Here is a 20,165-nt window from a genome sequence, read left to right on the forward strand (position 1 = left end):
TTTCCCGTTCATGGAGAAACGAAAAATGGCAACCCGCCAAACCTACACCGTGCTCGTCCCATTCCCCACCGGGGGTGGTCACTGGTCGAGCATCGGTCAAGACCTTGATCTGCTCGACGTCGAGGCGAGTGCGTTGCACATCGCTGGTCGACTTGAACTGAAAACACCCTCCACTCAGGCCATAAAGGCCGCTGCCAAGAAGGCTGACTAAACATGGCTGAGGTTCTGAACTTCGAGCACAACGGCATTACCGTCAATGCCACTGAATCCCCCGAGGCCATGGGTGGCCTGGGTGACAACGTTATCGGTCTGGTCGGCACCGCGCCAAAGGCTGATCCGCTGATTCCGCGCAACGCACCGTTCCGCATCAACAGCTTCACCACCCATGCACTGCTCGATCCGACCGGTTCGGAAGAGGGCACCCTGTATCACGCCGTCTACCAGATCCTCAAAGTGGTCAAGGTGCCGGTGTATGTCGTGATCGTCGAAGCGGGTGCGACCCCGGCCGATACCGTTAACGCAGTGATCGGCGGCGTCGAGCCGGCGACCGGCCGCAAGCTCGGTCTGGCGGCGCTGGGCAGTGTCCCGGAAGACCTGACCATCATCGGCGCGCCGGGCTTCACCGGCACCAAAGCGGTGGCCAGCGAGTTCGCCTCGTTCGGCAAGCGCATCAAGGCCCGTGTGGTACTGGATGGCAAGGACGCTTCGGTCGCTGACCAGGTTCTGTACAGCCAGGAACTCGGCGGCGCCGACCTCGGTTTCGACCGTTGCCTGGTGGTGCACAACATGCCCGCCGTTTACTCCAAAGCGGCGAAGAAAAACGTCTTCCTGTCGCCTTCCAGCCTGGCGATCGCCGCGCTGGCCAAGGTCAAGCAGTGGGAGAGCCCGGGCAACCAGGTGACCTACGCCGAAGACGTCTCGCGAGTCGTCGAATACAACATCCTCGACACCTCCACCGAAGGCGATCTGCTCAACCGCTACGGCGTCAGCTACTACGCCCGCACCGTGCTCGGCGGCTTCTCGCTGCTGGGTAACCGTTCGATCACCGGCAAGTTCATCAGCTACGTCGGCCTTGAAGATGCGATCAGTCGCAAGTTGGTGAAGGCTGGCCAGAAAGCCATGGCCAAGAACCTGACCAAGTCCTTCATGGATCAAGAGGTCAAGCGCATCAACGACTGGCTGCAAACCCTGGTTGCCGACGAAACCATTCCCGGCGGCAGCGTGTATCTGCACCCGGAACTCAACAGCGTCGAGAAGTACAAGAACGGCACCTGGTACGTGGTCATCGACTACGGCCGCTACGCGCCGAACGAACACATGGTTTATCAACTCAACGCCCGCGATGAAATCATCGAGCAGTTCCTGGAGGACGTTCTCTAATGTTTACCAACCGCGTAAGACAGGCCATCGCGGCCACCCTGCAAGGCTTGCCGCTGTCGGCGACCGTAGAAGAATTTACTCCGCCGAAGATTGAGTTCGAGATGGAGAACATGACTGGTGGCCGCTTCATCATTGAAGAAATGGCCAAGAGTGCCAAAGCGTTGGGCGCCACGCTCAAACTGCAAGGCATGGGCGCTGAAGTCATGCTTGCGTTGGGCGTGAAGCTGGGCGACGACATCCTGCTGAACGTGCGTGAAGCCGGTCAGGATCAGGACGGCAACACCTGGTTCACCTACCACACAGTCGGCGGCAAACTGAAATCTCTGGCTGAAGATGCCGTGAAGATGGGCGGCAAAGCCCTGACCACGCTGGAACTGTCCTGCCGCACCTACAACCGTCTGGAAAACGGCGTACCGGTGATCGACATCGACGTGCGCACGCAGAAGTTTGTGCTCAACGGCGTCGACATCCTCGGCGATGCGCGGCGTGCGGTGTTGATGCCGTAACCCCTCCCGACACCGCAAAAACCTGTAGGAGTGAGCCTGCTCGCGATGAGGCCAGCACATGCAATATCGATGTGACTGAAACACCGCTATCGCGAGCAGGCTCACTCCTACAAGGAAATGGCTACACCCCCCAAGAATCACCAAGGAATTCATTCATGTCGTGGATGCCACCCAAGCATGACCTGTTGTCGCCGATTACCGGTGACGACGGCTCGCAGATCGAAACGATCCAGCTCAAGCCGCTGTTCTACGCCGCGCAGAAAGACGCGCTGGAACGTGCCGGCGATGACGAAGACGATCAGTTCTTCGAACTGGCGCTGCTGGCCACCGGGCTCTCGGTCAAGGAACTCGACCAGCTCAAGCGCCCGGACTTTGTGAGCATCGCTCAGTACGTGCACGAAATGTCGACCCGTCCGGCGTCGCACTTTCTCGACCAGGTCGAAGACGCGGAAAAATCCGCCGATCCCGACCAGGTGCAGTTGCTGCAACCGCTCGCCATCACCGGTCGCACAGTCACCTCGCTGAGCCTGGAAATGCCAGTACTGCGCGCCACCAAAGTGATGAAGAAACTGAAAACGGCCAAGGAACGCGCCGAATTCATCACCGCCCATTGCACCGGCCTGATGATCCCCGATCTGGCCCAGTTGACCGTCCCTGACTGGACTCAGTTGCAGGTGCGCATAGACGATTTTTTAAACCAGCCGGCGGCCTACTTTCGGAACGCGACATCGAAGTAATCCTCGATATCGTCCCGCTCATTTACCCGGTAAGTGAGGCGGAAATTCTGGAATGGGACGCCGAAAAGGCGTTGCGCCGCTACGACATAGCGATCACTCGCCTTGGCGTGAAACAGGAGTAGAGCGGCATGGCAGAGAGCAAATATGCGCTCGTGCTGACCACCATGAATGGCGGCGCAGGGTATAACGCCACGGGCCCGGCAAGTGGGCAGTTGGTAATCGATGCGCTGGCCAGACCTCTGGCGGAACTGAAGTTGGCGGTCTTGACGGCGAGCCAGGATATTCGGCTGCTGATCAAGGAACAGGTCAGACTGCGGGATGTTATGGCCGCGCTGCAATCGCTTGCGAAGTTCAATTTAGCGGCTCCAGCAGCCGTTGCGGCGAGTGAGCCGAAGTCAAAACTCACGGCTGCAATCGAGCAGCGTCCACCCCCCGCATCTATGCAGCCAGCCATGGCACTTCAGACGGCCATGGCCAGACTCAAGCAAGTGCCAGGGATGAGCAGCGACCTCAAGAGCATGGAGATTGCCAACCGTGAACTGGCCAGCGAAAAGTCGATGGCCGGCAGTGGCGCTACCGCTGTAAGCCTGGCCGAGGTTGAGTATGCAGCCGGCAAGTCTGGTGTTGGCGCCAATCTCACAGGCGACGCGAAGGAAAAGGAACTGCTTGATTTCGGTCGCGATGCCGCGACGAATGCGACAGCGTTTGGCATTGAACTCAAGGCTGCAGGGGAAATGCTGGCCGCATGGCGAACCTCGCTCAAACTGGATCGTGCACAAAGTCAGAATCTGGCCGATGCCACCAGTCATCTCGGGAAATACTCGCCGAAAGCAACGGCAGCCGAAATTGGCTCAGTGGTGCAGAGTTCTGGCGAGGCAGGCGTTGCAGCGGGTATTGCGCCCGAGCAATTGGCCGCACTGGCAGCCTCTCTGCTCAATGCCGATGTGGACAAGGCAACTGCCAGCGCCTCGGTGAAAAGCATTAGCGCGGCGCTGGCGAAGGGCGCCAAAGGCACCGCTGATGAGCGCGCGGCCTGGGCAACACTTGGACTTCAGCCAGACAAACTGACCGATGATGTGCCGCAAACCCTTTTCAGGACTTTGGAGGCGCTGAAGAAACAGCCGGCCAGCCAACAGGCCGCACTGCTCAAAACGCTGTTCAACGGCGATGAAGGCGTAAGCAAACTGCTGGAAAAACCGCAGGACGTCGGCCAGACGTTTGCACTGCTGACGGCTAAAAAACCGCTCGATCCACAGACCGAGTTGCTGAAGAAGTTATCCGGCGGTAGTGAGGGCTTACATCAGTTGATGGCACAACCATCGGCTGACGGAAAGGCGTTCTCACCGCTTCCCCTCCAAGGACCGACGCAAAGCCTTGAGCCGCAATACAAGGGTGCGGTGCAAAGGTCAGCTGATGCGGCAGGGGGCAGCGTACAACAAAGCCCGGACGCATACGAAGCCAGCAAAATTCGGCTGACGAAAGCCGTGGCCCCGAATGTGCAAATGCCGGATTGGCTCACCGCCAGCATGAACTTGATGGCGGACAAAGCCGAAGCGAATCCGAAAGTAGCGACGGCCCTGGCACTTGCGGCGGCGGGCATTACGTCGATGGTGGGGGCATTGCTGGCCAAGGCGTTTGACAACTTTACGGGAAAGCTTGTGAAGTCCGCGGCGGCCAGATTACCCGCGGGGCTTGGCAAGTGGATCGCCGATGTCGATGTTGCCGATATCAAGCCTGACACCTCCCCTGACACATCCAAAGCCCCCAAGGACAAACGTTCAACGGATAAGCCGGGCTCCACAGGGACCTCCGGCAGACGGGGTGGGCTGAGACCTCGCCGGGTCCGCATCAAATCCAGGATTCAAGGCAAGGACGCCAATCGGCCCTTGCTGAGCCCCGGCGATTTTGTTGCTCCCAGACCTGTGATCAGCGCACCCGGACCCTGGCCCGGCAGCATGACGGCATTCGCCGGTTCATCGAACGCCAGTTCAATGCGCGCAGCACCGTTGTCAGGGTCCTACGCCAAGGCAGGCAGGTTAGTCGCCAAAAAAGCACCACCACTGCGCCTGCTCAGCGCCGGTTATGAAATGGTCACTGGCGTGATGAAAGGGGACACCCGCTCGGTCGTGTCGTCCGGCGCCTCGTTGGCCGGGGCTTCTGCCGGCGCAGCCATCGGAGCGGCGATCGGCACTTTGATTCTGCCGGGTGTGGGCACCATGGTCGGCGGTTGGCTCGGAAGCATGGCCGGCGCTGAGATCGGTGCTTCGCTGGGCGACAAGCTAGGGGCTCAAGTCGATCGGCTTGATTCACCTGCGCAGGTCAGTAAAGAACTGACCGCAGTCGCGGCGACGCCTGCGGCCACCGTCGCGAATCAGCCTGTCACGCTCAACTCGACCATTCACATCAATGGGCAGGATCAGGCCAGCGCTCAGACACTGGCCAATCTGGTGGTGCAAACGACGATGAGCCAGTTGGGCCAGATCATGCCGACCAACCCCCTCGCCACCCGCCGTGACGCAGCCCTGACCGATGGAGTCGCCTGATGAAACAACAAATGGCACTGGGCAGTTTCATCTTCGGCCTGTCGCGAAACTTCGCCTACAGCACGCTGGCGCGAAAATCCGATGGCGGCTGGACGGAACTGCCAATCCTCACCAGTAAACCCAAGTCCAGCCAGACCGGGCAAAAGCCGGAAACCCTGACCATCAGCGGCACCTCGATGTACGCCGTCGCCATGGAGCGCCTTGATGAACTGCGTGCGCTTCAGGCCCTGCGGGTGCCGCTGCCGTTGATTGACGGTATCGGTCGTAACTGGGGCCTGTGGCGGATCAACAGCATCGATGAAAACCAGAGCGAGGTCATCGATGACGGCACCGCGATGTTGATCAAGTGGACCCTCGGATTATCGGAGTTCAACAATGCGTAAGGTTCGAAGCGTGGCCGGTGATTCGGTGAATCTGCTGCTCTACCGCGAAACCGGTCGCAGCGATGACGCCGCCGAAGAGGCGCTGTGGAAACTCAACCCGACCCTGGCCGAATACGGTCCGATCCTGCCCGCGGGCGTGTGGGTCGTACTGCCGGAACTGGAGACGAAAGCGGCCGCGGTCAAAGCGCTCACGGCCTGGGATTAAGGAGGCTGCATGGCACTCGGTTTTACCCCGGCAGTAAAAATCTACGGGGCCAATGCGGTCCTGCTTAATCAACGGCTGATCAGTTGGAAACACATCGATGCGGCCGGTTTCGAGTCCGATCAACTCACGTTGACGATCGATCTTGAAGGCCTCGAAGGGTTACCGAACCTGGGCGGGAAAATCGGCCTGGAGGTCGGTTATCTGGAATCGGGAATGGTTGACAAGGGGCAGTTCAAAGTGACGCGCCTGACACCGACCCTGTTCCCGTTTCGCCTGACCCTGGTGGCCACTGCGGCGCCGTTCAGCAAGGATGATGAAACCGGCTTCAAGCAGCGCCGAACCGCCAGTCACGGGCCAACGACGCTGGGTGGATTGTTTCGCGAACTGGTGTTGCGACACGGCTTTTCACCGCGTGTTGCACCTGAAGTTTCGTTGATCAAAATCGCCCACGTCGACCAGTCCAACGAAACCGACATGGGATTCCTGACGCGCCTGGCCAAAAAGTACAACGTGATCGCCAAACCCTACGACGATGTGTACGTGCTGGCGCGGCCCGGTCAGACCAAGTCACTGTCGGGCAAAATTTTGCCCAACGTCATCTTGTCAGTCACCAGCAACAACCGGCCCGGCGATCATGCCTTCATCAGCGCCACGCTGGAGGAATCCGCCCGCGAGCAGGCCAAAGGCTGCAAGACCTGTTTTGTGGATGCGGCTACAGGCGTATTGCGCTGGATCGAAACGGGGCTTGCACCGTTCAAGACTATCCGCCAGAAGCAACCCAATGAAGCGGATGCCATCGCCGTCGGCGAAGGCGAAGTGCGCAAGATGTTGCGGCACAAGTACAAGGTGAAAATCACCTGCCCGGGTGATCCAAGGCTGGCTGCCGAAGGCCTTGTGCTGCTCGACGACACATGGCCGGACTTCATGCGTGGGCGCTGGTCGATCGACAAGGTCACTGCCAGCGGCAATCGCGAGAACAGCTATCGCTGTTTGATCGATGCGACTTGCCTCGATCCCAAAGCTGAAGACAAGGACTGATTAACACCTTTCTCGCAGAGATGGAGATTTCTGTGGGAGCGGGCTTGCCCGCGAAGAGGCCGGCACATTCGAAAGAGATGCTGGCTGACACACCGCCATCGCGGGCAAGCCCGCTCCCACAGGTTCTTGCAGTGTTCTGCAGACCGCATTTCACTCGACTCTGGAACACCCTCATGAAGATCACCCCGATCCTCACGCAGTTGCGTGCGCAATGCCCCAGCCTGGCCAGTCACATTGCGGTAGGCGTCGATCTGGTATTGCTGCAAGGCAATCCCGACCTGCCGACACCTTCGGCCCACGTGCTGCCACTGGCCGATGTGGCCAGTAGCAGCACCGCACAAAACCTCATCACTCAACCGATCCGCGACCGCTTCGAAATCGTCCTCGTGCTTGATGCCACCGACGCTACAAAAGCGCTGAATCTGTTGCACGACCTGCGCGGCGAACTGTGGCGCGCGCTGGTGGGGTTCAAGCCTGACAACGACTACAACGCCATCGTTTATGACGGCGGCGAAATGGTCTCGATCAACAGCAGCCGCGTGTTTTACCGGTTGCGCTTTTTTGCCGAGTTCCAGCTCGGTCGCAACCTGCCCGGTCAACCTGCGCAGAGCTGGCACGAACGTGAACTGGACGGTTTGTCGTCCTTTACCGGGGCCACCGTGCGAGTCGATGCGATCGACCCCGCCGACCCCAACCTGAAACGCCCGGGCCCCGATGGGCGCGTGGAAATGACTTTCTCTTCTGAGGTAACCCCATGAGCAATCGCATCACCGTGCTGCCGGCCGCTGGCCGCGCCGTACCTGACCCGGAGGCGGGCGATCTGCTGCCCCTCGAAGGCCGTGAAGTGCTGGACAGCGCCTGGTGGCGCCGACGTCTGGCCGACGGCGATATCACACTCAAAACCGCAAAAGCGGCTAAACCACAGGGAGCCAAATAATGGCGATCGGATTCAGCAACATCCCCGCGGACATTCGTGTACCGCTGTTCTATGCCGAAATGGACAACTCGGCCGCCAATAGCGCGAGCTCGACCATGCGCCGTTTGATCGTCGCTCAGGTCAACGATAACGTCGCCCCGAGCGAGGTCGGCAAACTGGTGCTGGTCTCCAGCATTGCACTGGCGAAAAGCATTGGTGGTCAGGGCTCGATGCTCGCCTCGATGTACGAGACCTTCCGCAAGGCTGACCCGATCGGCGAGATCTGGTGCCTGCCGCTGCACAACGCTGAAGGCGCCGTCGCCAAAGGCGTGCTGACCCTGACCGGCACCGCGACTCAGGCGGGTCTGCTCAACCTGTATGTTGGCGGCGTGCGTGTGCAAGCCACCGTGGTAAACGGTGCAACCGCTGCTCAGGCAGCCACTGCGCTGGCGCAGAAAATCAATGCCAGTGCCGATCTCCCTGTGAGTGCGGCAGCGGCCGACGGTGTGGTCACCCTGTCTGCCAAATGGACTGGCGACAGCGGCAATGACATCAGCCTGCAATTCAATCGCCTGGGCAAGAGCAACGGCGAAGAAACCCCGGCCGGCCTGACCAGCGCAATCACCGCCATGACCGGTGGCGCCGGCGTGCCCGATCAGATCGCTGCTGTCGCGGCACTGGGCGACGAGCCGTTCGAGTTCATCGCACTGCCGTGGTCGGATCTGGCCACCCTCAACACCTGGCAAGCGGTCATGGATGACAGCACCGGTCGCTGGTCGTGGGCCAAGCAACTGTTCGGTCACGTCTACAGCGCCAAACGCGGCACCGTCGGCACTCTGGTCGCTGCAGGCCAGGCGCGCAACGATCAGCACATGACCATTCAGGCGCTGGAACCGGGCGTTCCGCAACCGGTCTGGGTACAAGCCGCCGCACTGGCTGCACGCACCTCGGTGTTCATCTCCGCCGACGCCAGCCGTCCGACGCAAAGCGGCAGCCTGCCGGGTGTCGATCCGGCGCCGGCGAGCGAGCGCTTCACCCTGACCGAGCGTCAGTCGCTGCTCAACTACGGCATCGCCACCGCGTACTACGAAGGCGGCTACGTGCGCATCCAGCGCTCGATCACCACCTACCAGAAAAACGCTTACGGCCAGGCTGACAACTCCTACCTGGACAGCGAAACCATGCACCAGTCGGCGTTCATCGTGCGTCGTCTGCAAAGCGTGATCACCAGCAAATACGGCCGGCACAAACTGGCTTCCGACGGCACCCGTTTCGGTGCCGGCCAGCCCATCGTCACCCCGAGCACCATCCGCGGTGAGTTGATCGCCCAGTACGCCAAGCTCGAACTGGAAGGCCACGTCGAGAACGCCGAGCTGTTCGCCGAGCACCTGATCGTCGAGCGCGACGTGCAGGACCCGAGCCGCGTGAACGTGCTGTTCCCGCCGGATTACATCAACGGTCTGCGCGTGTTCGCACTGCTCAACCAATTCCGCCTGCAATACGACGACGCGGCTTGATCGCAGCGTTCGACGTCAAGCATTCAGCCCACCTCGCGTGGGCTTTTTTATTGAAGGGAGTAACACCATGGGTCAACTGATTGCAGGCACTTGCTACGTCAAGGTCGACGGCGCACAACTGACTATCAATGGCGGCTGTGAAGCCCCGTTGATGGCGGTCAAACGCGAAACCGTCGTACCCGGTTTCTACAAGGAAACCGACATCGCACCGTCGTTCAAAGTGACCGCGCTGCACACCGCCGACTTCCCGCTGAAGAAGCTGATCGAAGGCACCGATATCACCGTCACCTGCGAATTCAGCAACGGCAAAGTCTACGTGCTGGCCGGCGCTTATCTGGTCGAAGAGCCGGTCTCCAAAGGCGATGACGCCACCATCGAACTGAAATTCGAAGGCATCAAGGGGACCTGGCAATGAGCGGCGCCGTGAAGCTTCAAGTTGCGATCGAAGCTCACGGCGAGCCTCTGACCGAACTCGTCCTGCGCCGTCCGACGGTGCAGGAAGTGCGAGCGATCAAGGCGTTGCCGTACAAGATCGACAAGAGCGAAGAGGTCAGCCTCGACATGGACGTCGCGGCCAAATACATCGCCGTGTGCGCCGGCATTCCGCCGTCGTCGGTCAACCAGTTGGATCTGGCTGACCTCAATGCGCTGAGCTGGGCTGTTGCGAGTTTTTTCATGAGTGCGGCGTCGGCGCCATCACCGACCTGATCGCAGTCGCCTATGACCTGGCCTGGTTCTGGAAGGTTGACCCCGAACAGATGATGGCCAGGCCACTGGATGTGCTCCGCGAATCGCTGGAGCACGCGCAACGGATCAATGCGATGCAGCAGGTGCAGTGATGGCAGACGAAGAAAAGAAAGTGAAAACTCCGGTGCTGATCACGGGCATCGATGAACTGTCGCCCAAACTTGGCGCCCTTCGGGCCAATGTCGAGAGCTTCAAGAAAAACCTCGAGCAGACCGGCCTCGGCAAACTGGACATCAGTGGTCTGTTCAAGGGCGGCAGCGTGATTACGCCGTTCGTGGACGGGATCAAGTCGGCGGCGGCGTTTCAGGGCCAACTGACCGAGGTCAGCGCAACGGCAAAAACTGTCGACCTGCCCGCCGCACCGAAAGTCGCTGCGCAGAACATGAACGTGTTCAGTGCGTCGATGGAAAAGGTTTCCACAGCGGTGAATGCTGCGCTGGTGCCGGCAGTCGGTGCGGTGGTGATAGGAATGGAGCCGCTGCTCAAGGGGGTCGGCAGCTTGCTCGCCGATAACCCTGAGCTGGTGCAAGGTTTGGCGGCTGGGGCTATCGCCTTCTCGGCGATGCAAACCGCCGTGGCGGGTGCGACCCAGGTGTTCGACGTGATGAGCATGGTCATGAAGGCTAACCCCATCATGCTGATTGCCACGGGCATTGCATTGGCGGCGGGTTTGATCGTGGCTTACTGGAAGCCGATCTCGACCTTCTTCATGGGGCTCTGGCAAAAAATTGCTCCGGTAGTCATGCCGATGGCCGAGTTTTTCAAGACGATGTTCAGCTATACGCCACTGGGCCAGGTGATCAGCAATTGGGGGCCGGTCACTGAGTTTTTCTCGTCGTTCTGGGAGGGCGTCAAGGCTGTTGCGGTGCCCGTCATCGAGTTCTACAAATCCCTTTTTGCCTGGACCCCCGCAGGTCTGATCGTGAATAACTGGGGAATCATCACCCCGATATTCGCGGCGATTTTCGGGCGTATCCAGGAGAACGTGGCCTCGACCTTCGCGGCTATCAAGGAGGTTTTTGGCTGGACGCCGCAAGGCCTCATTGTGAATAACTGGGGACCGGTCGCCGGGTTGTTCGCGGCCATCTGGGATTTGCTATCGGCGCTGGTTGTGCCGCTCAAAGAAGCGTTGCGCAGCATATTCAACGACTACGTTCCGATGGACAGAATCAATGAGCTCTGGGGGATGGTGCCTGCGTTCTTCGCCGAGAAAACAGAATCCATTCGCGCCGTGATGATGGCGCTGGGAGCCATTTTCGGCTTGCCGTTCATGGGTTCACCGCTGGAGATGTTTGACTTGAAGTGGTCACCGTTGACCGACCGTATCCGTGAGTTTGCGGACAAGATCGAGGCGTACATGGCGCCGATCAGGGAAATGCTAGGTGGCAGTTTCGGCGGGTTTATCACCAAGATTACCGGCAAGATCGAAGGGCTGTCTGAAGCCCAGAAAAAAACCAATAAGGAAGGCAAGGGGGAACTGGCACCGGCGTTCTTTGGCAGCAATAGCGAGCCTCAGGAAAACGTATTGTCGGGCCCCGCCAACTCGCTGGAAAAACCTGCATTGCAGGCCGGCTCACTGTCACAAACCTCCAACACGCTGATCCAGCAAAGCGCCGCCAACAACCGCACGCAACTCGAGGGCGGCCTCACCGTGCGCTTCGAAAACGCGCCGGCCGGGCTGCGCACCGATCAACCGCAAACCAATCAACCGGGCCTGGCGCTGTCGTCGCGCATCGGCTATCGCTCACTGTCGGCAGGAGGTTCCAATGAACTGGCGTGACCGCTTGTTGCCGGCATCCTTTCGCGGTGTCGGGTTCTGGATCGATCAGGCGAAAACCCCGGTCGGTCGCAAAGGTCAGTTGCACGAGTATCCGCAGCGTGACCTGCCGTTTTTCGAGGACCTCGGCCAGCAGGCCAAGACCCACGATCTGACGGCATTTATCGTCGGTGCCGATTGCCTGGAGCAGCGCGACAAGCTGCTCAAGGCGCTGGAGGCGGGCAGCGGTGAGCTGGTGCATCCATGGCTCGGACGCGTGCAAGTCAAGGTTGGCGAGTGCGACATGACCCACACCCGCCAGGACGGTGGGTTGGTTACGTTCGCGCTGAAGTTCTATCCCGATCAGCCGTTGCCGTTTCCGACGGCAACCGTCAGTACGCAGAAAGTCTTGCTGGCCAAGGCCGACACTTTGCTCGGTTCTGCGGTGGCACGCTTCGAACAGGCGATGACCTTGATCAAGGCTGCGCGGATCGGTATCGCCAATCTGCGCAACAGCCTGACCGGGGTTTATGAGGTGATCAAGGAACAGCTCAAACCGCTGATCGAGCAATACAAACAGATCACCGAACTGGTCAAAGCCGTCAAGGAATTGCCCAAGGAAGTGGCGGCGGAGTTCAAGGGTTTGCTCGGCGATATCAAGGAGCTGAAGGCGTTCGCGAAGGAGGGCTACCGTGGCGTGATTGCCGACGTGTCGCAACAACTCGAAGCCATCCGCAAGGCCGATGCACCGAAGCTCACCACCGGCAAGGACACCACCGCGGCGGCGCAAGCCATGGCGGATCTGGTGCAGGACACAATGCTGGTCAAAGTTGCGCAATGGGTGGCATCGATGCCGGTAGCGACCACCCCGGTCAAGCTGCAATCGACGCCATCGGTAGGCCAACAGGCGACGAGCCCGGTGGCCCGGCAGGAAGTCCCGGTCAGTGACGACATGCAGGCTCTGCGTGACGCCGTGGCCGTGGCGATCAATCCAATGCTGGACAAGGCCGACCCCGCGCACTTCCAGGCCATCAGCGATGTGAAAGAGGCGCTGATTGCGCATCTCAAGGCTGTGGCGTCGTCCGGTGTGCGGCAAGTCAACAAATCCTTTCAGGAGAGCTTTCCGGCGGTGGTCGTGGCCTACAAGCAATTTGGCGATGCAACTCGGGTGACCGAAGTGACTCAGCGTAACGGGATATCTCATCCGGGCTTCTCGCCCAACGACGTGAAAGTCTCCGGGGAGTGAACCATGAGCGAGATGGACAACCGCGTTACGTTGATAGTCAACGACATGGAGTACGGCGGCTGGAAAAGCGTGCAAATCACGGCTGATCTGGAGCGCCAGTTTCGCACCTTCAAACTCGACATCACCTGGCAATGGCCGGGGCAGACGGTTGATCAGCGGATCAAGCCCGGCGACCCGTGCGAAGTGAAGATCGGCAAGGATCTGGTCCTCACCGGTTACGTGTTCAAGGCGCCCATTACCTACGACGGTCGGCAGATCAGCCTGAGTGTCGAGGGCAGTTCCAAGACTCAGGACCTGGTCGATTGCGCCGCCACCAATCGGCCCAATCAATGGCAGGAGCAACCGTTGCTGAGCATCGTCCAGGCGTTGGCGATGGAGTATTCGCTGACGGTGGTCAACGAAATTCCCGAGACCTCGCGGCTGGCCAAGCACACGATTGTGCCGGGTGAAACGGTGTTCCAGTCGATCGACCGTTTGCTCTCGTTGTTCCGGGTGTTTTCCACCGATGACGAGCAAGGCCGGCTGGTACTGGCCAAGCCCGGCAGTGGCGGGCGCGCCAGCGATGCACTGGAGCTGGGCAAAAACATCCTGTCGGCCAACGCGGCGATGGATTACAGCCAGGTGTTTTCCGAATACCGGGTGATCGGTCAGCAAAAAGGCTCTGACAAGAAGAGCGGGGCGGCCGTCAGCGAAGTTGAATCGACGGCGGCCGACCTGAGCTTCAAACGTCGACGCACTACGATCATCAACGAAGGCACCGCGCTGACGTTTGAGCTGGCGCAACAACGTGCCCAATGGGAAAGCGCCACCCGCATGGGGCGGGCGCAAACCACCACCTATCAGGTGCAGGGCTGGCGCCAGGCCAACGGCGATCTGTGGCGTCACAACACGCTGGTGAAGGTCAAGGATCCGGTGCTCGGGTTCGATGGCGACATGCTGATCTCCAAAGTGACGTATGCGTTGTCGGCACAGGGCTCGGTGACAACCCTGCAGGTTGCGCCGCCGCATACCTTCGATCCTGATCCTTCGCCCCCCCAAAAGACCTCATAGCCCCTCAAAAGATCGCAGCCTTCGGCAGCTCCTACAGGGGCCCGATTTACAGCTGTAGGAGCTGCCGAAGGCTGCGATCTTTTGGCGTCGGCCCCGTTCTCACAGGAACCCAAAATGAGCCTACTGACACGCCTCCTGGCGCGCGGCACTGTCGTGCTCGCCAATTCGGCATCCAAGCTGCAATCGCTGCAAATGCGCCTCACCGCCGGCGAAGTCAACGATGACCTCGAGCACTTCGAACCTTACGGCTTCACCAGCAACCCGCTGGCGGGCGCCGAAGGTGTCGTCACATTTCTGGGCGGTGACCGTTCCCACGCTATCGCCCTGGTGGTCGCCGATCGCCGCTATCGCTTGCAATCGCTGGCCAGCGGCGAGGTGGCGATCTACACCGACGAGGGCGACAAAATCCATTTCAAGCGTGGGCGGATCATCGACATCGAAACCGCCACGCTGAACATCCGCGCCAGTACCGCTGTGAACTTCGATACGCCGGTGATCAACCAGACCGGCAAGATCGTGTCCACCGGCGATCAACTCGCCGGCGGCATCAGCCAGATCAAACACGTGCACGTTGGCGTGCAGGCCGGCAACGGCCAGACCGGCGCACCGGCAGGAGGCCAGTGATGTTTATCAGCCAGAACCTCCACGCCGCGCTGACCCGCGCCGTGCTTATCAGCCTGTTTAGCTGGCGCCGCGCCGCCGATGACGACGCCCTCGACGACGAAGAGCGCTACGGCTGGTGGGGCGACACTTTTCCTACCGTTGCCGACGATCGCATCGGCTCACGCCTGTGGCAGTTGCGCCGGGTCAAATTGACCCGACAGACCCAGATGGACGCCGAGTTTTATGCCCGCGAAGCCTTGCAATGGCTGATCGACGACGGCCATTGCAGCGCCATCGACATCATCAGCGAACGCCTCGACGCCCAGCGCCTGAACCTGCGCACGGTCCTGACCCTGGCCGACGGTGAACGTCTGGACATCAACCCCGATAACAGTTGGCAGGTGATCTATGCCGTTTGAAACCCCTTCGCTGCCGGTGCTGATCAAGCGCACCCAAAGCGACCTGGCCGGCGATTCGCTGCGCCAGTCCGATGCGCAAGTGCTGGCCCGCACCTTGGGCGGTGCCGCTTATGGCCTGTATGGTTATCTCGACTGGATCGCCGAGCAGATCCTGCCGGACAAGGCCGACGAGTCGACCCTGGAACGCATCGCCGCCCTGCGTCTGAACCAGCCGCGCAAACCCGCGCAAGTGGCCAGCGGCAGCGTCAGTTTTACAGCAACGGCCGGTGCGGTGCTGGACGTGGACACGCTGCTGCAAACGAACGACGGTCGCACGTACAAAGTGACCACGGCGCGCACCACCGCCAACGGCATCAACACCACGACCATTGCCGCGCTGGATGCCGGCAGTTTGGGTAACGCCGATGCCGGTCTGGCATTGACCCCGGTGCAGCCGATTGCCGGCATCGTTGGCAACAGTTTTGTGGTCCTGGCGCCGGGACTCAGCGGTGGTGTGGCGCGCGAAAGTCTGGAATCGCTGCGCTCGCGGGTGATCCGTTCCTATCGCGTCATCCCGCACGGCGGGTCGGCCAATGACTACGAGACCTGGGCGCTGGAAGTGCCCGGCGTAACCCGCGCCTGGTGCCGTGGCGGTTTGCTCGGCCCGGGCACGGTAACGGTGTTCATCATGCGTGACGACGATCCGCAACCAGTGCCCAACGACGAGCAACTGACCGAGGTTCAGGACTACATCGAACCGCTGCGCCCGGTCACCGCCGAAGTGCATGTGCAGAAGCCGATTCAAGTGCCGGTGGTGTATCGCTTCAAGAGCGTCAACCCGGACACCACCGCCGTACGTGCCGCCGTCGAAGCGCAGTTGCGCGACTTGCACAACCGTGAAGCCGATCTCGGCGTGCCGTTGCTGATCAGCCACATTCGCGAAGCCATCAGCAGCGCTGGCGGCGAATTCGATCACACGCTCACCGCACCGGCCGCCGATGTGCCTGCCGGCCAGAGCGAACTGCTGACCTTCGGAGGTTGCGTATGGGGGGCATAAGAACTGCCGCGCAATACCAGGCGCAACTTCGTGCACTGCTGCCTTCGGGGCCCGCGTGGGACCCGGAACGGGTTCCGGAGCTTGAAGAAGTACTCCAAGGCGTCGCCGTCGAACTGGCGCGCCTCGACGCCCGCGCCGCCGATCTGCTCAACGAAATGGACCCGGCCGGCGTCAGTGAATTGGTGCCGGACTGGGAGCGGGTGATGAACTTGCCCGACCCTTGCCTTGGCGCGGAGCCGCTGTTCGACGACCGCCGTCTCGCCGTTCGCCGGCGCTTGCTCGCGGTCGGCAGTCAGGCCGTCGGTTACTACCTCGAAATCGCCAAAAGCCAGGGCTACCCCAACGCCAGCATCACCGAACACGAGGCCCCACGCATGGGCCGTGCGCGTTTCGGTTCGGCACATTTCGGCACCTGGGAAGCGCAGTTCATGTGGACGCTCAACACCGGCGGTCGGCTGCTGCTGGGTCGACGTTTCGGGGCGAGTTACTGGGGCGAACGCTTCGGCGTAAACCCGGGCTCGGCGCTGGAATGCCTGATCCACCGCAGTGCGCCAGCGCACACCAAAGTGCACATCAACTATGACTAGGGAGTGATGGGATGGATTATCCGAACAGTGTGCCCAGCGCCGGGTTGGTGAACGGGAAGTTTGTCGATGAGAACCCGCTGATGGGAACGCCGGGCTCGTTGATTCCGGCGGAGTGGGGCAACAGTGTCACGCAGGAAATCATTAACGTGATCAGGGCCGGGGATCTGGCGCCGGATGAAAACAAATACGATCAGTTGTTGCAGGCGATTCAGTCCGTAACATCCAAGGGCTGGAATCAGGATCTGGCTTTGCCTTTAGTGGCATTGCCGCTGCCGACGGTCGCCACCTCCGATGGTCGTTTGCCAGTCAGTCCGGCTGCGGCATCCACCAGCGGTGGCAGAGTTTCGATTTCTGCCGGTACGTTTATCAGCCTTGGCCAGGAAGTGGTGAGCGGCCAATTGGGGCGTTCACGCACTTTCGTGACTTCGTCCTGGAGCAGTGCGGATCTTCTGCCCAGCAGCCATTACTTTCTGCGTGCGCAGGTCATCGGTGGTGTGCTGACGTTCTACATGCAAAGGGGTGGCATCCACGACGTGGTGCCGGAGTCACTGAAAGGGGCACTCAACGGTGCTACCGGTGGCGGATTCCAATCCACGGCGCTGGACATGTGCCTGGCGTGGGTGGTGACCGGTGCGCCGGGTTCCGTGCCTACGGTGCGCACCATTTACAACAGGGCACGCTTGACCTGGACACAGACCGTCAACGGCACTGGGGCAATATTCCTTCCGCTTGATCCTCATGCACGTTCTGCTCGTCTGGTTGCTGGTAACCCGACTCCGTCGTCGACGGCAGTGACAACGGTTGCCTTTCCGTCAACTGGTTGGGCCGGAGGCAACTATTGCTTTCTGTCGCCCATTATCGCCGGCAGCTCCAATAACCCGGGTGGCTGGAACCCGGCCACGGTTGCACCGTGCGTGTTGTTCAGTAACAACATCGTCAATGACGTTACGGTTTCCAGTCTGACTGCGAGTTTCGATCACGCCAATTTGCGCTCGCTCTGGCAGTGCTATCAGGCTGAGCACAACCTTGGACAATCGGTTGCCGACAGTGACGAATTATTGCTGAGCATGGGCATCAAGAGCCATCCAGTCACCGACTACAGCGTTGGTATCGCGATCAACTTTTCTGACGCCGTGAACGTCCAGCTTTCGTGGGAGCTTATTCGATGATCGTTATTCAAGAACTTCACCAGTTCGATGGCGAGTTACGTGTTCCCCAGCCTTCAACTGCCCACGACTGGGATGGCGAACAGTGGGTACTGAGCGCTGATAAAAAACGTGTTTTGGACGAGCAGGAAACTGAACACCTGTGCACCAAAGTCGATGCAGCCGCCGACAACGCTCGCACGGCACTGGCCGGCGACCCGCTCAAAGCCATGGAATACGCCCAGGCTGCCGCCGACGCCCAGGCTTATCAGGACGCTGGTTACCCGAAAAAAGAAGTACCGCTGTCGATCGCTGCGTGGGTAGTCAAAGGTCGCACGGCGAAACAGGCGGCCGAGCAGATCCTCGGTAAAGCCGAGCAACTTACCGATCACCTGCTGGCTCTGCGCACCTTGCGCCTGAAGGCCAAAACGCAGATCCGCGCGCAAGCGACCAAGGGCAACATCGATCTGGCGCGCAGCGCCGCCGATGAAGCGATTGCGTCGATCCGCGAACTGGTCAGCGCACAGGCCACCTGAGACACCAATCTGCCTCACGCAAGCCCACTTCACCGTGGGCTTTTTGTTTTCAGTAAAAGACCGCGGACGAGGTTGCAGTGGCAGCGCTCGGGACGCGGCTCATTTGTTATTTCAGAGGAACGAACAGTTATGGATTACCCAAAAAGCATCCCCAGCGTCGGCCTTGTCGATGGCCGCTTCGTCGATGAAAACCCGGTGGCGGGCACGCCGGGTTCGTTGATTCCGGCGGTGTGGGGCAACAGCGTGACTCAGGAGATCCTGAGTGTGATCAGCGGCAGTGGGTTGGTGGCTTCGGAAGCGGATAACAGCCAGTTGTTCAAGGCGATTCAGTTGATAGTCGGTAATGCCAGCCCGATGCGTTCGGTCATCACTCGACTTGCTGCTTCCAAAACGCTGACCGAGCAAGAACTCGGTCTCGTGCTGATCGACGCGAGCCCGACTCCGCTGACCGTGCTGTTGCCGCCGGCTGACGTCTCACTCGGTGTGCGCGATGTGATTGTTCGTCGTGTGGACAACAGCGGTAATCGCTTGGTGATCCAGGCATCCGGCACTGACCGCGTCCGTTTTCACACACATCTTTCACCGAGTGGCTATCCATTTTTCGCACTGATGGGCGGTGGTGACTGGTGGCATTTACGCAGTGATGGTGCGGGAGGCTGGTGGCCGGTCGGTCGCTTTGACAGCACTGCCTTGGGGAGGCCGTTTTTTGAAACCACCACGGTGCTTAACCCCGGAGGTTATGGCGTTCCCAATGGCGATCTGTTCAAACGTGCTGAGTGGCCTTGGCTGTGGGATTTTGCCCAGTCATCCGGTGCGTTGACCACTGAGGCCGGGAGAACGGGAAGGGAAGGAGGTTGGACCAGTGGAGATGGTTCCTCGAACTTTCGAATTCCCGAAATTCGCGGCGAGTTTTTGCGGGTACTGAGTGAAACCAGAAACGTTGATGCCGGGCGGTTGGCCGGCAGTCTGCAAACACATGCCTTGCAAAGTCATAACCACTATCTACCGACTGGCACAGGCGCTTCTTTCAAGCCTGCCCCGGCGATTCCGGATCCGGTGTGGGACGTTGGCACCAACGTCAACTTTTCACCGACTACCACGACAGTCGCAACTACCTATCCTAACCCTGCATTCGACTCGGACACCTACATTGGCAATATCGGCAATTTCGCGGGTGAAACCCGCCCGCGAAATATTGCCTACCCCGCTCGTATCAAACTGATTTGAGGTAAATATGTTCAATTATTTGATAGACGACAGCGGCGCACTGACCGGGCCTGTCGAGTTCCCCCTTGTGCCGGGTATCGGTGTGCAATTGCCGAGTAACGCTGTGACATTGAGTATCGAACTGTCGCCGGCCCCGAGCGGATATGCGTGGGCATATGACAACGGGTCTCTGCAACAAAAGCTCGATTTACGCGGTGACGTTTATCGCACCAATACGGGCATTCGAGAAGTCTGGACAGCGTTGGGCGATATACCCGAAGGCTTCACCAAGCTGCCATGGCCGGGCGGATTTCATGCGTGGGTCGATAATGCGTGGCAGATCGATCAAGCCGCGCAATTGGCCGATCTCAAACGTGTCGTTCTCGTCAAGCGCGACACGCTGCTACGCGAAGCAGTCCTGCGCATCGCGCCTCTGCAATACGCCGAAGACATTGGCGACGCCAGTCATGACGAACAGCTGCTCCTGCTCGAGTGGAAGCTCTACAGCGTCGAGCTCAATCGCATCGAAAAGCAGCCCGGTTTTCCGCAAGAAGTGAGTTGGCCGGTGATCCCCGGCGCCTCCGTCGTCAACTGATTAGTACATAAGGA

At 60.1% G+C, this 20,165-nt stretch carries 24 protein-coding genes; all 24 read left to right on the forward strand.

Going from position 1 to position 20,165, the window contains the following annotated elements; all coding sequences use genetic code 11:
* Positions 1-25: 25 nt before the first annotated feature.
* The 24 genes from ACA061_RS05560 to ACA061_RS05675 all read left to right on the forward strand — a co-directional run bounded on the left by ACA061_RS05560 (position 26) and on the right by ACA061_RS05675 (position 20,151).
* A complete protein-coding gene (locus ACA061_RS05560) occupies positions 26-211 on the forward strand; it encodes a hypothetical protein (RefSeq protein ID WP_210553874.1) in 186 nt (61 codons plus the stop codon).
* A gap of 2 nt (positions 212-213) precedes the next feature.
* Positions 214-1,380 (forward strand): phage tail sheath protein, encoded by a 1,167-nt coding sequence (locus tag ACA061_RS05565; RefSeq protein WP_150604687.1) that lies wholly within the window; start codon positions 214-216, stop codon positions 1,378-1,380.
* Entirely contained in the window at positions 1,380-1,886 is a 507-nt protein-coding gene (locus ACA061_RS05570) for a phage major tail tube protein (protein WP_497300780.1), read from the forward strand. The genes ACA061_RS05565 and ACA061_RS05570 overlap by 1 nt, the downstream gene beginning before the upstream one ends.
* Before the next feature lie 155 nt (positions 1,887-2,041).
* Positions 2,042-2,623 carry a phage tail assembly protein gene (locus ACA061_RS05575; protein WP_210553872.1) on the forward strand — a complete coding sequence of 194 codons (582 nt, stop codon included), beginning with the start codon at positions 2,042-2,044 and terminating at the stop codon, positions 2,621-2,623.
* A 128-nt stretch (positions 2,624-2,751) separates the two neighbouring features.
* A complete protein-coding gene (locus ACA061_RS05580; RefSeq protein ID WP_497300781.1) occupies positions 2,752-5,166 on the forward strand; it encodes a phage tail tape measure protein in 2,415 nt (804 codons plus the stop codon).
* Positions 5,166-5,549: a phage tail protein gene (locus ACA061_RS05585; RefSeq protein ID WP_497300782.1), complete on the forward strand. Its 384-nt coding sequence runs from the start codon at positions 5,166-5,168 to the stop codon at positions 5,547-5,549. Before ACA061_RS05580 ends, ACA061_RS05585 begins: the two co-directional genes overlap by 1 nt.
* Complete coding sequence (locus ACA061_RS05590) at positions 5,542-5,754, forward strand: tail protein X (RefSeq protein ID WP_150604683.1); 213 nt, start codon at positions 5,542-5,544, stop codon at positions 5,752-5,754. The genes ACA061_RS05585 and ACA061_RS05590 overlap by 8 nt, the downstream gene beginning before the upstream one ends.
* A 9-nt stretch (positions 5,755-5,763) precedes the next feature.
* A complete protein-coding gene (locus ACA061_RS05595; RefSeq protein WP_497300783.1) occupies positions 5,764-6,792 on the forward strand; it encodes a phage late control D family protein in 1,029 nt (342 codons plus the stop codon).
* A 173-nt stretch (positions 6,793-6,965) separates the two neighbouring features.
* Positions 6,966-7,550, forward strand: a complete 585-nt coding sequence (locus tag ACA061_RS05600; RefSeq protein WP_210701055.1) for a phage tail terminator protein — start codon at positions 6,966-6,968, stop codon at positions 7,548-7,550.
* Complete coding sequence (locus tag ACA061_RS05605; RefSeq protein ID WP_003222219.1) at positions 7,547-7,729, forward strand: DUF2635 domain-containing protein; 183 nt, start codon at positions 7,547-7,549, stop codon at positions 7,727-7,729. Before ACA061_RS05600 ends, ACA061_RS05605 begins: the two co-directional genes overlap by 4 nt.
* Complete coding sequence (locus ACA061_RS05610; protein WP_497300784.1) at positions 7,729-9,225, forward strand: phage tail sheath subtilisin-like domain-containing protein; 1,497 nt, start codon at positions 7,729-7,731, stop codon at positions 9,223-9,225. The genes ACA061_RS05605 and ACA061_RS05610 overlap by 1 nt, the downstream gene beginning before the upstream one ends.
* 67 nt (positions 9,226-9,292) lie before the next feature.
* Positions 9,293-9,640 (forward strand): phage tail tube protein, encoded by a 348-nt coding sequence (locus ACA061_RS05615; RefSeq protein ID WP_007908779.1) that lies wholly within the window; start codon positions 9,293-9,295, stop codon positions 9,638-9,640.
* Positions 9,637-9,933, forward strand: a complete 297-nt coding sequence (locus tag ACA061_RS05620; RefSeq protein WP_007908778.1) for a phage tail assembly protein — start codon at positions 9,637-9,639, stop codon at positions 9,931-9,933. Before ACA061_RS05615 ends, ACA061_RS05620 begins: the two co-directional genes overlap by 4 nt.
* Positions 9,934-10,063: 130 nt before the next feature.
* Entirely contained in the window at positions 10,064-11,752 is a 1,689-nt protein-coding gene (locus ACA061_RS05625) for a phage tail tape measure protein (RefSeq protein WP_497300785.1), read from the forward strand.
* Positions 11,739-12,974, forward strand: a complete 1,236-nt coding sequence (locus ACA061_RS05630; RefSeq protein ID WP_150618081.1) for a DNA circularization protein — start codon at positions 11,739-11,741, stop codon at positions 12,972-12,974. The genes ACA061_RS05625 and ACA061_RS05630 overlap by 14 nt, the downstream gene beginning before the upstream one ends.
* A gap of 3 nt (positions 12,975-12,977) precedes the next feature.
* Positions 12,978-14,024 (forward strand): phage baseplate assembly protein, encoded by a 1,047-nt coding sequence (locus tag ACA061_RS05635; RefSeq protein WP_497300786.1) that lies wholly within the window; start codon positions 12,978-12,980, stop codon positions 14,022-14,024.
* A gap of 114 nt (positions 14,025-14,138) precedes the next feature.
* A complete protein-coding gene (locus ACA061_RS05640; protein WP_150605435.1) occupies positions 14,139-14,648 on the forward strand; it encodes a phage baseplate assembly protein V in 510 nt (169 codons plus the stop codon).
* Positions 14,648-15,046, forward strand: a complete 399-nt coding sequence (locus tag ACA061_RS05645; RefSeq protein WP_150618079.1) for a phage GP46 family protein — start codon at positions 14,648-14,650, stop codon at positions 15,044-15,046. The genes ACA061_RS05640 and ACA061_RS05645 overlap by 1 nt, the downstream gene beginning before the upstream one ends.
* A complete protein-coding gene (locus ACA061_RS05650) occupies positions 15,036-16,082 on the forward strand; it encodes a baseplate J/gp47 family protein (RefSeq protein ID WP_497300788.1) in 1,047 nt (348 codons plus the stop codon). The genes ACA061_RS05645 and ACA061_RS05650 overlap by 11 nt, the downstream gene beginning before the upstream one ends.
* The gene (locus tag ACA061_RS05655; RefSeq protein ID WP_115146408.1) at positions 16,070-16,669 is read left to right on the forward strand and encodes a YmfQ family protein; all 600 of its coding nucleotides are present in this window, start codon (positions 16,070-16,072) and stop codon (positions 16,667-16,669) included. Before ACA061_RS05650 ends, ACA061_RS05655 begins: the two co-directional genes overlap by 13 nt.
* 11 nt (positions 16,670-16,680) lie before the next feature.
* Entirely contained in the window at positions 16,681-17,838 is a 1,158-nt protein-coding gene (locus ACA061_RS05660) for a phage tail protein (RefSeq protein ID WP_210553860.1), read from the forward strand.
* On the forward strand, positions 17,835-18,350 hold the full coding sequence (locus ACA061_RS05665) for a phage tail protein (RefSeq protein ID WP_497300790.1): 516 nt from the start codon (positions 17,835-17,837) through the stop codon (positions 18,348-18,350). The genes ACA061_RS05660 and ACA061_RS05665 overlap by 4 nt, the downstream gene beginning before the upstream one ends.
* Before the next feature lie 129 nt (positions 18,351-18,479).
* Complete coding sequence (locus ACA061_RS05670; protein WP_497300791.1) at positions 18,480-19,577, forward strand: phage tail protein; 1,098 nt, start codon at positions 18,480-18,482, stop codon at positions 19,575-19,577.
* A gap of 7 nt (positions 19,578-19,584) precedes the next feature.
* Positions 19,585-20,151: a tail fiber assembly protein gene (locus tag ACA061_RS05675; RefSeq protein WP_210553857.1), complete on the forward strand. Its 567-nt coding sequence runs from the start codon at positions 19,585-19,587 to the stop codon at positions 20,149-20,151.
* Positions 20,152-20,165: the final 14 nt, after the last annotated feature.

It is taken from the genome of Pseudomonas sp. LBUM1668, assembly GCF_059695715.1.

Bases quoted from the DNA above. Each gene is read 5' to 3' on its own strand.
- ACA061_RS05560 (WP_210553874.1), top strand. From the start codon at position 26: ATGGCAACCCGCCAAACCTACACCGTGCTCGTCCCATTCCCCACCGGG.
- ACA061_RS05565 (WP_150604687.1), top strand. From the start codon at position 214: ATGGCTGAGGTTCTGAACTTCGAGCACAACGGCATTACCGTCAATGCC.
- ACA061_RS05570 (WP_497300780.1), top strand. From the start codon at position 1,380: ATGTTTACCAACCGCGTAAGACAGGCCATCGCGGCCACCCTGCAAGGC.
- ACA061_RS05575 (WP_210553872.1), top strand. From the start codon at position 2,042: ATGTCGTGGATGCCACCCAAGCATGACCTGTTGTCGCCGATTACCGGT.
- ACA061_RS05580 (WP_497300781.1), top strand. From the start codon at position 2,752: ATGGCAGAGAGCAAATATGCGCTCGTGCTGACCACCATGAATGGCGGC.
- ACA061_RS05585 (WP_497300782.1), top strand. From the start codon at position 5,166: ATGAAACAACAAATGGCACTGGGCAGTTTCATCTTCGGCCTGTCGCGA.
- ACA061_RS05590 (WP_150604683.1), top strand. From the start codon at position 5,542: ATGCGTAAGGTTCGAAGCGTGGCCGGTGATTCGGTGAATCTGCTGCTC.
- ACA061_RS05595 (WP_497300783.1), top strand. From the start codon at position 5,764: ATGGCACTCGGTTTTACCCCGGCAGTAAAAATCTACGGGGCCAATGCG.
- ACA061_RS05600 (WP_210701055.1), top strand. From the start codon at position 6,966: ATGAAGATCACCCCGATCCTCACGCAGTTGCGTGCGCAATGCCCCAGC.
- ACA061_RS05605 (WP_003222219.1), top strand. From the start codon at position 7,547: ATGAGCAATCGCATCACCGTGCTGCCGGCCGCTGGCCGCGCCGTACCT.
- ACA061_RS05610 (WP_497300784.1), top strand. From the start codon at position 7,729: ATGGCGATCGGATTCAGCAACATCCCCGCGGACATTCGTGTACCGCTG.
- ACA061_RS05615 (WP_007908779.1), top strand. From the start codon at position 9,293: ATGGGTCAACTGATTGCAGGCACTTGCTACGTCAAGGTCGACGGCGCA.
- ACA061_RS05620 (WP_007908778.1), top strand. From the start codon at position 9,637: ATGAGCGGCGCCGTGAAGCTTCAAGTTGCGATCGAAGCTCACGGCGAG.
- ACA061_RS05625 (WP_497300785.1), top strand. From the start codon at position 10,064: ATGGCAGACGAAGAAAAGAAAGTGAAAACTCCGGTGCTGATCACGGGC.
- ACA061_RS05630 (WP_150618081.1), top strand. From the start codon at position 11,739: ATGAACTGGCGTGACCGCTTGTTGCCGGCATCCTTTCGCGGTGTCGGG.
- ACA061_RS05635 (WP_497300786.1), top strand. From the start codon at position 12,978: ATGAGCGAGATGGACAACCGCGTTACGTTGATAGTCAACGACATGGAG.
- ACA061_RS05640 (WP_150605435.1), top strand. From the start codon at position 14,139: ATGAGCCTACTGACACGCCTCCTGGCGCGCGGCACTGTCGTGCTCGCC.
- ACA061_RS05645 (WP_150618079.1), top strand. From the start codon at position 14,648: ATGTTTATCAGCCAGAACCTCCACGCCGCGCTGACCCGCGCCGTGCTT.
- ACA061_RS05650 (WP_497300788.1), top strand. From the start codon at position 15,036: ATGCCGTTTGAAACCCCTTCGCTGCCGGTGCTGATCAAGCGCACCCAA.
- ACA061_RS05655 (WP_115146408.1), top strand. From the start codon at position 16,070: ATGGGGGGCATAAGAACTGCCGCGCAATACCAGGCGCAACTTCGTGCA.
- ACA061_RS05660 (WP_210553860.1), top strand. From the start codon at position 16,681: ATGGATTATCCGAACAGTGTGCCCAGCGCCGGGTTGGTGAACGGGAAG.
- ACA061_RS05665 (WP_497300790.1), top strand. From the start codon at position 17,835: ATGATCGTTATTCAAGAACTTCACCAGTTCGATGGCGAGTTACGTGTT.
- ACA061_RS05670 (WP_497300791.1), top strand. From the start codon at position 18,480: ATGGATTACCCAAAAAGCATCCCCAGCGTCGGCCTTGTCGATGGCCGC.
- ACA061_RS05675 (WP_210553857.1), top strand. From the start codon at position 19,585: ATGTTCAATTATTTGATAGACGACAGCGGCGCACTGACCGGGCCTGTC.